The sequence below is a fragment of the Stenotrophomonas sp. PS02300 genome (assembly GCF_029959395.1).
GTDB lineage: Bacteria > Pseudomonadota > Gammaproteobacteria > Xanthomonadales > Xanthomonadaceae > Stenotrophomonas > Stenotrophomonas maltophilia_AD.
The window spans coordinates 1-12,678 of sequence record NZ_JASCOP010000029.1 but is presented as its reverse complement, the minus strand read 5'-3'; the positions used below and the strand labels follow the sequence as shown (position 1 = coordinate 12,678).

Annotated in this window: 14 protein-coding genes; 11 read left to right on the top strand and 3 right to left on the bottom strand. The window is 68.0% G+C overall.

The features are described 5' to 3' along the window. Nucleotides 1–57: 57 nt before the first annotated feature. The 3 genes from QMX79_RS07890 to QMX79_RS07880 all read right to left on the bottom strand — a co-directional run bounded on the left by QMX79_RS07890 (nt 58) and on the right by QMX79_RS07880 (nt 3,630). A complete protein-coding gene (locus QMX79_RS07890; RefSeq protein WP_282246082.1) occupies nt 58–1,536 on the bottom strand; it encodes a DUF1552 domain-containing protein in 1,479 nt (492 codons plus the stop codon). A gap of 115 nt (nt 1,537–1,651) precedes the next feature. Continuing rightward, a complete protein-coding gene (locus QMX79_RS07885) occupies nt 1,652–2,482 on the bottom strand; it encodes an amidohydrolase (RefSeq protein ID WP_282246080.1) in 831 nt (276 codons plus the stop codon). After that, nucleotides 2,482–3,630, bottom strand: coding sequence for a pyridoxal phosphate-dependent aminotransferase (locus tag QMX79_RS07880; protein ID WP_282246078.1), 1,149 nt, complete (start codon nt 3,628–3,630; stop codon nt 2,482–2,484). The genes QMX79_RS07885 and QMX79_RS07880 overlap by 1 nt, the downstream gene beginning before the upstream one ends. Before the next feature lie 309 nt (nt 3,631–3,939). Between QMX79_RS07880 and ccmA the strand changes: the two genes are divergently transcribed. The 11 genes from ccmA (at nt 3,940) to QMX79_RS07825 (ending at nt 12,574) form a co-directional block, all read left to right on the top strand. Then, nucleotides 3,940–4,593, top strand: coding sequence for a heme ABC exporter ATP-binding protein CcmA (gene ccmA, locus QMX79_RS07875; RefSeq protein ID WP_282246077.1), 654 nt, complete (start codon nt 3,940–3,942; stop codon nt 4,591–4,593). Continuing rightward, a complete protein-coding gene (gene ccmB / locus QMX79_RS07870; protein WP_282246076.1) occupies nt 4,590–5,285 on the top strand; it encodes a heme exporter protein CcmB in 696 nt (231 codons plus the stop codon). The genes ccmA and ccmB overlap by 4 nt, the downstream gene beginning before the upstream one ends. Before the next feature lie 46 nt (nt 5,286–5,331). Further along, nucleotides 5,332–6,099 (top strand): heme ABC transporter permease CcmC, encoded by a 768-nt coding sequence (ccmC, locus tag QMX79_RS07865; protein ID WP_282246074.1) that lies wholly within the window; start codon nt 5,332–5,334, stop codon nt 6,097–6,099. Then, nucleotides 6,096–6,281: a heme exporter protein CcmD gene (locus QMX79_RS07860; protein ID WP_282246073.1), complete on the top strand. Its 186-nt coding sequence runs from the start codon at nt 6,096–6,098 to the stop codon at nt 6,279–6,281. Before ccmC ends, QMX79_RS07860 begins: the two co-directional genes overlap by 4 nt. Continuing rightward, nucleotides 6,278–6,739 carry a cytochrome c maturation protein CcmE gene (gene ccmE, locus QMX79_RS07855; RefSeq protein WP_282246071.1) on the top strand — a complete coding sequence of 154 codons (462 nt, stop codon included), beginning with the start codon at nt 6,278–6,280 and terminating at the stop codon, nt 6,737–6,739. The genes QMX79_RS07860 and ccmE overlap by 4 nt, the downstream gene beginning before the upstream one ends. Beyond that, nucleotides 6,740–8,659, top strand: a complete 1,920-nt coding sequence (locus QMX79_RS07850) for a heme lyase CcmF/NrfE family subunit (protein WP_282246068.1) — start codon at nt 6,740–6,742, stop codon at nt 8,657–8,659. It abuts the gene before it with no gap. Between the two features lie 4 nt (nt 8,660–8,663). Next, complete coding sequence (locus QMX79_RS07845) at nt 8,664–9,251, top strand: DsbE family thiol:disulfide interchange protein (RefSeq protein ID WP_282246066.1); 588 nt, start codon at nt 8,664–8,666, stop codon at nt 9,249–9,251. A gap of 10 nt (nt 9,252–9,261) precedes the next feature. Continuing rightward, the gene (locus tag QMX79_RS07840) at nt 9,262–9,699 is read left to right on the top strand and encodes a cytochrome c-type biogenesis protein (protein ID WP_282246118.1); all 438 of its coding nucleotides are present in this window, start codon (nt 9,262–9,264) and stop codon (nt 9,697–9,699) included. Next, the gene (locus QMX79_RS07835; RefSeq protein ID WP_282246062.1) at nt 9,696–10,682 is read left to right on the top strand and encodes a cytochrome C biogenesis protein; all 987 of its coding nucleotides are present in this window, start codon (nt 9,696–9,698) and stop codon (nt 10,680–10,682) included. Before QMX79_RS07840 ends, QMX79_RS07835 begins: the two co-directional genes overlap by 4 nt. A 161-nt stretch (nt 10,683–10,843) precedes the next feature. Beyond that, entirely contained in the window at nt 10,844–11,956 is a 1,113-nt protein-coding gene (locus QMX79_RS07830) for a homoserine O-acetyltransferase (RefSeq protein ID WP_282246060.1), read from the top strand. Between the two features lie 3 nt (nt 11,957–11,959). Next, on the top strand, nt 11,960–12,574 hold the full coding sequence (locus QMX79_RS07825) for a cold shock and DUF1294 domain-containing protein (protein ID WP_282246058.1): 615 nt from the start codon (nt 11,960–11,962) through the stop codon (nt 12,572–12,574). Nucleotides 12,575–12,678: the final 104 nt, after the last annotated feature.

Genomic DNA, 12,678 nt, shown 5'->3' with positions numbered 1-12,678 from the left:
CAACCTTTGAATTCGACCCCCGTTGAATTCAAGCGCTACCGCACGCTGTTACATCTATCAGCCAATTCCGTTGAAAATTCCGCTGACAGGGTTGAGGCTGTAACCCGAATCGACGCCCATCGATTGCGCCACCGTCGTCCAGATCCGCTCGATGCTGACATGCTTGCCGATGTAGTCGGTGCGATCGCCCTGGTCGCCGATATGACTGAAGCGGCCGTTGTTGCTGCTGCCGACGTTCAGGCCGTGCGATTTCGTGCCGCCGATCATCACCATCGGCATGTCCATGCTGGTCTCGGGCCTGCCGTCGGCCAACTCGCTGGTCACCACCACCAGGGTGTGGTCCAACAGCGAATCCTCCGGCACGTCCGGATCCTGGTGGCGGGCAAGATCATCCAGCAGCGCCTTCAGCCGGTTGACGTACCACACCCGTGACTGCTGCCACAGGATGCGTATCTCCTCCGGACCGCTGCCGCGAAGCTGGTGGGCGGCATCATGCGCATTGTCGGTGAAGGTCGGGCCCGTGCCATCGCCATACGGATCAAAGTAGATGGCATTGTTTTCCGAGCTGGCCCCGATCTGGTAGGTGGCCACCCGGGTGGCGCCGCAGGCCAGGGCGGTGGCCAGCACGCTGGAGGTCGCGGTCAGGATGTCCGTCCTGCGCCGGTTGTCGTCCATCCAGCCCTCCTCGAATTCGGGCAGGGTCGGATCGCAGCCCGGCGCAGGCTCTACCGGGCCGTTGTCGAGGTCGTTCTGGACCTGTTCGATGGCATCCAGATGCGATTCCAGCTTCTGCCGTTCGCGCGGCGACATGCCTTCCTTCAGCTCGCGCAGATCGGCCAGCGCCGGATCGAACACGTGCTTGCCACCGTTCCGGCGTCTGCCGTTCTGATCCGGAAACAGGCTCGCGAACAACCGGTGCGGGTTGCGTTCCATGTCGCGCAGCACCAAGCCCGCGCCGGCGAAGGAGACCCGGGATCCCGGGTTATGACTGATGTGGCCACAGAACACCGCTTTCTGCGTGGCCGCGTAGTTCGGCAGCTGCTGCCCGATGATGTGGTCGATGCTTGCATGCTCCATGCGGCTGTCGCGCAGGCATTTATTCCAGCCGCCGTGCCCCTCGTAATTGCTCGGCAGCGAAACGCCCCGGAGGTACAGTGAGCGAGAGCGGTAGGGTTCCAGTTCACTGCTCAACATTGCGAGCAACGGTCCCTCCACGTCCAACCCTTCCGACCGGAAGCTGTCCTTGCCCACTTCGCCGTCCCAGGGATGCCATATCTGGCGTTCGCCCGGATCGGTCGGCGGCGGACCGTCTGGCCCTTGCTGGTTCATGCTCAGGGTGCCCATGCCATCGGCCAGGATCACGAACACCACCTTGGGCTTGCCGCCCTGTGCGGCGCCGATCAACTCGCGCCCATCCACGGCCCAGCGGGCCAGCGAGCTGCGGTTGAGATAGTACGCGCTGGCGCCCAGGGCGCCCAGCCCGCCAGCGGCAGCAAGGCCGAGCAGCAGCCTGCGACGGGAAACGGAAATGCTCATGCGGAGGTCCCCAACGCTTGAATTCGACCCCCGTTGAATTCAGCTTCCAGGCCCTGTCGGGACGCAGTGGAATTGGCCGGGAGCGTGCACCCGGCCAAATGAAGGCGAGGTGAAATCAGTCCGCGCTGATGGGCCCACCCAGGGTGAAGGCATCGGCATCGAGCATCGCCGGGAAGCGCGCGCGGTGGGCGGCCAATGCGGCGGCGGAAATCGTGGTGGTCACCACCTGTTCTCGGCTGCGGATCTCCACCTGGGGCTGGCCGAGGAAGTCGATCACGGCACTGTCGCCGTCGTAGTGGAGTTCGTTGCCGTCCACGCCAACGCGGTTCACCGCTGCCACGTAGCACAGGTTTTCAATCGCACGCGCGCGCAGCAGCGTGCGCCAGGGGTAGGCGCGTGCCGAGGGCCAGTTGGCGACGAAAATCTGCAGGTCGAAATCCAGCGCGTCGGCACGCTCCACGTTGAAGCGGTTGCGGCAGAACACCGGGAAACGCAGGTCGTAGCAGACCAGCGGATTGATCCGCCAGCCCTTCCATTCCACCGTGAGGCGTTCGCTGCCCGCGGCATAGCGCAGGTGTTCGTTGCCGTAACGGAACAGGTGGCGCTTGTCGTAGTGCTTGAGCTCGCCGTCCGGCGTGGCCCACAGCAGCCGGTTGTACACGCCCTCGCCCACCCGCAGCTGCACGCTGCCGGTAATGGCGGCACCCAAGGTGGCGGCCTGCTCGCGCATCCACGCCACGGTGGGGCCGGCCATGTCTTCGGCACGGAAGATGGCGTCGTTGGAGAAGCCGCTGGTGAAGGTTTCGGGCAGGATCACCAGGTCGGTCTGTCCGGCCAGCGGCGCCAGCAGCTCGCCATAGTGGTCGCGGTTGCCTTCGGGGTCGTGCCAGCGCGTGTCGCCCTGGACCAGGGTGACGCGCAGGTCGGGGCGGATGTTCGCACTCATCAGAGCACCTTCAGGCGTTCGATCGCCGCGTCCATGGTGGCGTCGTTCTTGGCAAAGCACAGCCGCACGATGCGCTGGCCTGCCGGCGGCGATTCGTAGAACGGCGACAGCGGGATGGCGGCCACGCCCTTTTCCACGGTCAGCCACTTCACGAACTCATGGTCCGGCAGGTCGCTGACGGCCGAGTAGTCCACCAGCTGGAAGTAGCCGCCCGGCACCGGCAGCGGCTTCAGGCGCGTGCCCAGCAGCTGTTCGCGGAAGCGGTCGCGCTTGGCCTGGTAGAAGGCGCCGAGTTCCAGGTGGTGTTCCGGTTCGTCGCGGATCATCGCGGCAAAGCCGTATTGCGCCGGGCCGAAACTGGTGAAGGTGTTGTACTGGTGCACCTTGCGGAATTCCGCCGTGAGCGCGGCCGGCGCAACCGCGTAGCCGATCTTCCAGCCGGTGCAGTGGTAGGTCTTGCCGAAGCTGGAGATGACGAAGGTGCGCTCGCGCAGCTCCGGGTAGCGCAGGGCCGATTCGTGGCGGCGGTCGTCGTAGATGATGTGTTCATACACTTCATCGGAAATCAGGTAGATGCCGGTGCCGCGCAGCACCTCGATCAGCGCCTGCATGTCCGCCGCGTCGAACATCGCGCCGGACGGGTTGTGCGGGGTGTTGACCATCAGCAGGCGGGTTTTCGGGGTGATCGCCGCGCGCACCCGGTCCCAGTCCACGCGGAAGGTCTGCGGGTCCAGCGGCACGTGCACGGCGCGCGCGCCAGCCAGGTCGATGGCGGGTTCGTAGCAGTCGTAGGCCGGGTCGAGCACGATCACTTCTTCGCCTGGGCGCACCACGGCGTGGATGGCGTTGAAGATCGCTTCGGTGGCACCGCTGGTGACGGTGATCTCGGTGTCCGGATCCACCTGCGCGCCGTACAGGTCGAGCGACTTCTGCGCGATGGCCTGGCGCAGTGGCGCCACGCCGGTCATCGGCGGGTACTGGTTCAGCCCGCCCTGCATGGCCTTGATGGTTTCATCGATGAGCCGCTGCGGTGCGGAGAAATCCGGGAAACCCTGGCCCAGGTTCACGGCGCCGTGCTCGGCGGCCAGCTGGGACATCACGGTGAAAATGGTGGTGCCCACCTTGGGCAGCTTGGTCTGGGGGTTCATCGGCAACCGGGGGGATCAAAGGCGGAGACCCTGAAGTGTACGAAATCCATCCGTGGCGTGACGGGCATATCCCGCCAACGTCAAATGCAACAGCCTGCTCTGCTGACGTCCGCGCGCTGGGCCGGCGGTGGCAGGCCCGCGGGGGACGCCGTAAACCCATCCTTGGGGGCTTGGTCGCCGCATCCATGCGGCTCACACCCCCGCAAACCTGCCCCCGCCGACCCTTTGACAGTGGGTTGGTCGCCAACGAAGAGCAGAGCAGCCGCGTTGCGATTGGGTTCGACCGGCGTCCACCGGTACACTGCGCCGATGCTGAATTCTTCGAATACCCCCCCGTTGCTGGCTGCCCATGGGCTGGCTTTCAACCGCAACGATGAACCGGTGTTCGGGCCGCTGGACCTGCAGGTGGATGCCGGGGAGGCATTGCTGGTGCAGGGCGACAACGGCGCCGGCAAGACCACGCTGCTGCGGGTGCTGGCGGGGCTGCTGCCAGCGGCCGCTGGGACCATCCAGATTGATGGGCGGCCGGCCGGGCATCGCGAGCGCGCCCAGTTCGTGGCCTACCTGAGCCACCTGCCCGCGCTGAAGCCGGACCTGGACACGCTGGAGAACCTGAATTTCCTGTGCGGCCTGCATGGCCGCCGCGCGCGGCAGATGCCGGGCAACGCATTGGCGATCGTCGGCCTCGCCGGGTTCGAGGACACGCTGGTACGCCAATTGTCGGCGGGCCAGAAGCGGCGGCTGGCACTGGCGCGGATCTGGCTGTCGCCTGCGCCGCTGTGGCTGCTGGATGAGCCTTACGCGAACCTGGACCTGGACGGCATCAACCTGGTCAACCGGATGATTTCCGCGCATCTGCGCAGTGGCGGCGCGGCCCTGGTGACCACCCATGGCGCGTACGCCGCACCGCCGGTGCGCACGCGGCTGGTTACGTTGGCGCCTGCCGCCGGGGGTGCTGCATGATCGCGCCGGGTACCCAGCCGGGCCTGTGGCAGACCGCGCGTGCCCTGGCGGGGCGCGATCTGCGGCTGCTGTGGCGGCGCCGGGGCGATGCGTTGCAGCCGCTGCTGTTCGCGCTGCTGGTGGTGGTGCTGTTCGCGCTGGCCCTGGGCCGCGAGCCGCCGTTGATGGCCCAGGTCGCCGCCGCCGTGCTCTGGCTGGCGGTGCTGCTGGCCGGGCAGCTCTCGCTGGACAGCCTGTTCCGTAGCGATGCCGAGGATGGCTCGCTCGAACAATGGCTGCTGGCGCCGGTGCCGTTGGCCTGGCTGGTGCTGGTCCGGGTGCTGGTGCACTGGGCCACCACGGCGTTGCCGATGATCGTGGTGACCCCGCTTTTTGCCGAAATGCTGCATCTGCCACATGACCAACTGCCGATACTGCTGGCATCGTTGCTGCTCGGCACGCCCCTGCTGAGCCTGCTGGGCGGGGTGGTGGCGGCGCTGACGGTGAGCATCCGGCGCTCTGGTATTCTCGTGGCGTTGCTGGCGTTGCCGCTGTTCGTGCCGGTGCTGGTGTTCGGTGCAGGCAGTGTGGCAGCGGCCGCGCGCGGCCAGGATCCGGTGGGGGCGCTGCTGCTGCTCGGTGCCGGACTGGTGGTGGCACTGGTGCTGGCGCCGCTGGCGACAGCGGCTGCGATACGGATTTCGCTGAGTTGATTCGTTGTGGTTTGTTCGTTACCCCTAGCTGGATAGCCATCGCTGCATGAATAGCCTTGTCCGCTGGTTCCACCAACTCGGTTCACCCCCCACCTTCGACCGCTTTGCGTCGCGCTGGTCGCGGGTGTTCTACATTGCCGCCCTGCCCGTCCTGCTGATCGGCATCTGGCAGGGGCTGTGGGTGGTACCGGCCGAGCAGACCCAGAACGACGCCTTCCGCATCATCTACATCCACGTGCCCAGCGCCTGGATGAGCCTGTTCGCGTTCGCCCTGATGGCGCTGTATTCGGCCATCGCGCTGGTGTGGCGGATCAAGATCTGCGAAATCCTGGCCATGGCCTGCGCGCCGATGGGCGCCGGCTTCACCCTGATCACCCTGCTCACCGGCAGCATCTGGGGCAAGGGCACCTGGGGCACCTGGTGGGATTGGGACCCGCGCATGACCAGCGAACTGATCCTGCTGTTCCTGTACCTGGGCGTGATCGGCCTGTACCACGCCATTGAAGACCGCCGCAGCGCCGCGCGCGCGGCCGGCCTGCTGGCCATCGTCGGGGTGGGCATGCTGCCGATCATCCGCTACTCGGTGGACTGGTGGGGTGGCCTGCACCAGCGCCAGTCGGTGAACGTGTTCGGTGACAACGCGGTGCGCCCGGAACTGATCGCGCCGCTGTGGTGGATGGTGGTGGCCACCAAGCTGTGGTTCGTGGGCTCCCTGCTGGCCAAGGCCCGCGCCGACAACCTCAGCCGGGAAGCCGGCAAGGCCTGGGTCGCCGAGCGCCTGGGTGCCCCCACCGCAGGAGAACTGCCGCGATGACCCACGTGCCTTTCATCATTGCCGCGTTTTCGGTGTTCGTGCTGGTGCTGGCCGCCGATGCGCTGGGGTCGTGGCTGCGCCTGCGCAGTGCACGCCGCCAGGCCGTGCGCCGCGCCGAACGCCTGCGTGCGCGTGACCGATCCGCGCCGGCCACGCCGCTGGCCACGGAGTTGAGCCGATGACCCCGGTGCAACGCCGCCGCCTGTTCTGGGTGCTTCTGCTGCTGCTCGCCTCGGGCCTGGCCACCACGCTGGTGGCGTTCGCGCTCCAGCGCAACATCGCCTACCTGTACACGCCTTCGGAAGTACTGCGCGGCGAACAGGGCACGCAGTCCAACTTCCGGCTCGGCGGCATGGTGGTCAAGGGCTCGTTCCAGCGCGCCGAAGGCTCGTTGGAAGCGCATTTCGTGGTGACCGATGGCGATGCCACGCTGCCGGTGACCACCTCGCGGATCCTGCCGGACATGTTCCGCGAAGATTCCGCCGTGGTCGCCATGGGCCGCCTGCAGGACGGTACCTTCATCGCCGATGAAGTGCTGGCCAAGCACGACGAGAACTACATTCCCAAGGAAGTGGCCGACAAGATGGGCGCGGCCCACACCAAGCACGACGTGCCGGTGCCGGCCGTGGAGACACGCTGAGTGCTGCCTGAGCTGGGGCAGGTCCTGCTGGTGTGTGCGCTGCTGGCCGCCCTGCTGCAGGCGGTGCTGCCGCTGTGGGGTGCGCAGCGCCAGCGCGCGGCCTGGATGGCCGTGGCCCACCCGGCCGCGCTGGTCCAGCTGATCGCGCTGCTGGGCGCGTTCGCGCTGCTTACTGTTGCCTTCGTGCAGCAGGATTTCTCGGTGGCCTACGTCGCCGAAAACTCCAACAGCCTGCTGCCGTTGGCCTACCGCTATTCGGCGGTGTGGGGCGCGCACGAAGGGTCGCTGCTGCTGTGGGTGGTGGTGCTGGCATTGTGGGGCGGCGCGGTGGCGCTGTGGTCCAAGCGCCTGCCCGATACCGTGCGCGCACGCGTACTGGGCGTGATGGGCATCATCAGCCTGGGCTTCATCGCCTTCCTGTTCTTCACCTCCAACCCGTTCGCGCGGCTGCTGCCTGCGCCGCTGGAAGGCCGCGACCTCAACCCGCTGCTGCAGGACCCGGGCCTGATCATCCACCCGCCGATGCTGTACATCGGCTATGTGGGGTTCGCGGTGCCGTTCGCCTTCGCCATCGCCGCGCTGCTCGACGGCCGCGTGGATGCGCGCTGGCTGCGCTGGACCCGGCCGTGGACCAACGTGGCCTGGGGCTTCCTCACCCTGGGCATCGCGCTGGGCAGCTGGTGGGCGTACTACGAGCTGGGCTGGGGCGGCTGGTGGTTCTGGGACCCGGTGGAGAACGCCAGCTTCATGCCATGGCTGGCCGGCGCCGCCCTGATCCATTCGCAGGCCGTCACCGAAAAGCGCGGCAGCTTTGCCAGCTGGACGCTGCTGCTGGCCATCGCCGCGTTCGCCCTGTCGCTGCTGGGCGCGTTCCTGGTGCGCTCGGGCGTGCTCACCAGCGTGCATTCGTTCGCCGCCGATCCCTCGCGCGGCGCCTTCATCCTGGCGTTCCTGGCGCTCGTGATCGGCGCGTCGCTGCTGCTGTATGCCCTGCGCGCCGGCGCACTGGGCAGCGACGACCCGCGGCGCGGCTTCATGCCCACCTCGCGCGAAACCCTGCTGCTGGCCAACAACCTGCTGCTGGCCGGCGCCTGCGCCATGGTGCTGCTGGGCACGCTGTATCCCCTGCTGGCCGATGCGTTGGGGCTGGGCAAGGTCTCGGTGGGGCCGCCCTACTTCGGCACCTTGTTCATCGTGTTGATGGCGCCGCTGGTGGCGCTGCTGCCGTTCGGGCCGCTGGTCAACTGGCAGCGCGACCAGGCCTCGAAGCGCCTGGCGCTGCTCGCCCCGTGGGCGGTGCTGGCCCTGCTGCTGGGCGTGCTGGCGTGGTTCATGGCGCCGCAGGGCAAGCTCAAGGCCGCTGCCGGCGTTGCCGCCGCCGCGTGGGTGTCGCTGGGCACCGCACGCTTCATCTGGACACGCGTTCGTGGCAATGGCCGCTTCAACGCCGAAATGGTCGGCATGCTGCTGGCCCATACCGGCGTGGCGGTGTTCCTGGTCGGTGCGCTGCTGGTGGAAGCGCTGAACGTGCAGCGCGAAGTGGCGCTGAGCCCGGGCCAGACCCTGGAGGTGAGCGGCTACACCCTGCGTTTTGAAGGCGTGGACCACCAGCAGGGCCCCAACTACGTGGCCGACCGTGGCCATGTGCGGGTGCTGAACGGTGGGCGCGAGCTGGCGCTGCTGCACCCTGAAAAGCGTGCCTATGCCAGCGGCGGCCAGATCATGACCGAAGCCGGCATCCTTGCCCGCGTGCGCGGCGATGTTTACGTGGCACTGGGCGAGGCGCTGGGCAACAATGCCTGGGCGGTGCGCGTGCACGTCAAACCCTTCGTGCGCTGGGTGTGGCTGGGCGCACTGCTGATGGCGCTGGGCGGTTTCGTCACCGCCACCGATCGCCGTTTCCGCCGCCTGAAGGAGTAGTTCCGTGTCTGATCCCCGCCCCGCCTCCCGTCCCCTGCCGCCCATCGCCATCGTCATCGGCGTGCTGTTCTTCTTCGGGCTGCTCGGGTTGATGGTGTACGGGGTGATGAAATCCGGCGCACCCGACCGCGACATCCTGCCCTCGGCGCTGATCGGCAAGCCGGCCCCGGCGTTCGAACTGCCGGTGCTGCACGATCCGGACATCAAGGTCAGCAGCAACCAGCTGCGCGGCGCGCCCTATGTGCTCAACGTGTGGGGCAGCTGGTGCGCGGCCTGCCGCGAAGAACACCCGATCCTGACCCGGTTTGCCGAAACCAAGCGCGTGCGCGTGATCGGCTACAACTGGAAGGATGAACCGGCCGATGCGCTGCGCTGGCTGGAACAGCTGGGCAACCCGTTCGTGCTGGTGCTCACCGACATCGAAGGCCGCACCGCCATCGACTGGGGCGTGACCGCCGCGCCGGAAACCTTCCTGGTCGACGCCAGTGGCGTGGTGCGCTGGAAATACAGCGGCGCGCTCACCCAGCGCGTGATCGATACCCGACTGCTGCCCGAGCTGGAGAAGCTGGAGCGTGCCAATGCCGCGCCATAAGCTGCGGCGCCTGCTGCACGCCGTGTTGCTGGCGATGGCCCTGCTGCTGCCGCTGCTGGCCGTTGCCCAAGCCGTGTCCGACCCGACCCCGCTGCAGTACCGCGATGCGGCCGAGGAAGCGCGCTTCCATGCGCTGGCCGCCGAGCTGCGCTGCGTGCAGTGCCAGAACCAGTCACTGGCCGATTCCAACGCGCAGATCGCGCACGACCTGCGCCGCGAAGTGCTCACGCTGATGCAGCAGGGCAACAGCGATGCGCAGATCAAGCAGTTCCTGGTGGACCGCTACGGCGAGTTCGTGCTGTACCGCCCGGTGATGGATACCCGCAACAGCCTGCTCTGGTTCGGCCCGCTGGTACTGGTGCTGGCCGGTGCCGGCGTGCTGGCCTGGGTGGTGCGCCGGCGCAGCCGCCAGATGCAGCCGATGGGCGACAGTGAGGAACGCTGGTGAGCGCGTGGATGCAGGTGGTTGCCGGGCTGGCCGCCGCCGTGGCGGCCATGGTGGTGCTGTGGCCGCTGCGCCGCAGTGGCCGGCGCGGACCGTTCCTGGCAGCGGTGATTGCCATGGGCGTGGCGGGCGTGGCGTTGTACATGCTGGTGGGCACGCCGCAGGCGGCGGATGTCGCGCGCGAAGAAGGTCCTGCATCGTTGCAGCAGGGTGTGCGCGAGCTGGAGCAGGCGCTGCAGCGCGAGCCGCAGCGCGCCGATGGCTGGGCGCTGCTCGGCCGTTCGGAGCTGGCGCTGGGCAATACCGAAAAGGCCGACCAGGCGTTCGCCCGCGCCGTGGCGCTGGCCCCGGATGAAGTACCCCTGCTGGTGGAAGCGGCGCAGGCGCGCGCGCAGACCGACCCGGCCAAGCGCTTCGACGACGTTGCCCTGCAGTGGCTGCGTCACGCCCAGCAGCTGGAACCGGCCAGCGAGCGCGCCGGCTGGCTGATCGGCATCGCCCAGCGCCAGCGCGGGCAGGATGCCGAAGCCGCGGCGACATGGGAGGCGCTGCTGCCGCGATTGGAACCGGCAGCCGCCACGGCACTGCGTGAGCAGATTGCGATTGCACGTGAGAAGGCGGGCATGCCGGCGGCTACGCCTGGGGCCGCTGTGCCTTCGGTGGGCTTGGATATCGAAGTCACGCTGGATCCGGCGGGCAAGACCTTGGCCGCTGGTACGCAGGTGTTCGTGATCGCACGGATGCCCGGTGGGCCGCCGATGCCGGTGGCCGTGGAGAAGCATCCGGCGACGGCATTGCCGTTGCGTATCCGCCTGGATGATGGCGACAGCCCGATGCCGACGGCGACGCTGTCGTCGCTGAAGGAAGTGGAGGTGTTCGCGCGGCTGTCGGCCTCGGGCACCGCCAGCCGGCAGGAAGGCGATGTGGATTCCAAGCCGGTGCGGGTGACCTTGCCGCACAAAGGCACGATCAAGCTGGTCCTGTAGAGACACGCCACGCGTGTCCCACGGAACCCTTGCCACCCCGGACACCGCGCAGACACGCATGGCGTGTCCCTACGAGGCGCGATGCACTCCCGCCCGGCCGCGCGACACACCATGCCGCCCGTCACCACGGCGCGGCCGCCCGGCCCGGTTAAACTGGCCCCATGACCGAATTCATCCCGCCCGGCACCCGTTACCACGCCCTGCCCTCGCCCTTCGCGTTCAAGCGCGGCGGCCAGCTGCACGGCGCGCACGTGGCCTATGAAACCTGGGGCACGCTTAACGCCGATGCCAGCAATGCCGTCCTGATCGTCACCGGCCTGTCGCCTGACGCACATGCCGCCGCCAATGACGGCAACCCCGCTGCAGGCTGGTGGGAAGGCATGCTTGGCGCCGGCAAGGCGATCGATACCGACCGCTGGTTCGTGGTCTGCGTGAACTCGCTGGGCAGCTGCAAGGGCTCCACCGGCCCGGCCACCGTGGACCCGGCCACGGGGGAGCTGTACCGGCTCGCCTTCCCGGAGTTGTCCATTGAAGACGGCGCCCGCGCCGCCGTGGAGGTGGTGCACGCATTGGGCATCACCCAGCTGGTCTGCGTGATCGGCAATTCGATGGGTGGCATGACCGCACTGGCGGTGCTGCTGCTGCACCCGGGTATCGCGCGCAGCCACATCAACATTTCCGGCAGCGCGCAGGCGCTGCCCTTCTCCATTGCCATCCGCTCGTTGCAGCGTGAAGCGATCCGGCTGGACCCGCAGTGGAACGGCGGCCGCTACAGCGACGAACACTATCCCGAATCGGGCATGCGCATGGCCCGCAAGCTGGGCGTGATCACGTACCGCTCGGCGCTGGAATGGGATGGCCGCTTCGGCCGCGTGCGACTCGACTCGGACCAGGCCGATGATGACCCCTTCGGCCTGGAGTTCCAGGTGGAAAGCTACCTGGAAGGCCACGCACGCCGCTTCGTGCGCTTCTTCGACCCGAACTGCTACCTCTACCTGAGCCGTTCCATGGACTGGTTCGACCTGGCCGAATACGCCGATGGCGATGTGATGGCCGGGCTGGCGAAGATCCAGGTGGAAAAGGCATTGGCCATTGGCGCCAACACCGACATCCTGTTCCCGGTCCAGCAACAGCAGCAGATTGCCGACGGCCTGCGCGCCGGCGGTGCCGATGCGCAGTTCATCGGGCTCGAATCGCCGCAGGGCCATGACGCGTTCCTGGTCGACTTCGAGCGGTTCGGGCCGGCGGTGCGCACGTTCCTGGACGCGCTCTGAGCCATGCGCCAGCAAGGCAGGCTGAGCGAGTGGAATGACGCCCGCGGCTTTGGCTTCGTGCAGCCCAACGGCGGCGGTGACCGTTGCTTCGTGCATATCCGTGCGTTCTCGGCACGCGACCGACGACCCGTATTGGGTGATGTGATCACCTATGACGTGCAGCGCGATGCGCAGGGCCGGTTCAATGCCACCCACGTCCGCTTCGCCCTGCAGCGTGATGGGCTCCGGGCGGGCACGGCCAGCAAAAGCAACGACGGCCGCGACAGGATGCCGCGACGCGCCATCGCCCTGCTGTTCCTGGCGGGTCTGGTGGCAGCCACGGCGCTCGGGCACTGCCCGCCCTGGATTGCCGCGCTTTACCTGGGGTTGAGCGCTCTCACGTTCATGGTCTACTGGCACGACAAGAGCGCGGCGCAACGCGATCGGCAACGCACGCCGGAAAAGGTGTTGCAGCTGCTGGCCCTGTCTGGCGGATGGCCGGGCGCGCTGTTGGCGCAGGCAACCCTGCGGCACAAGAACCGCAAGGTATCGTTCCAGGTCACGTTCTGGGGGGCGGTGGCGGTCAATCTCGCCGCGTTGGCGTGGCTTGCCAGCGGCGGACTGCGCGTCGCCGGATGACGCAGCAGGGCCGGCCAACGGCCGGCGCTACCGGTAGGGGGGGGCCCGGGGGGGGGGGGCGGGGGGGGGGCCGGCCGCGGGCCGGCGGGGGGCGGGGGGGGGGG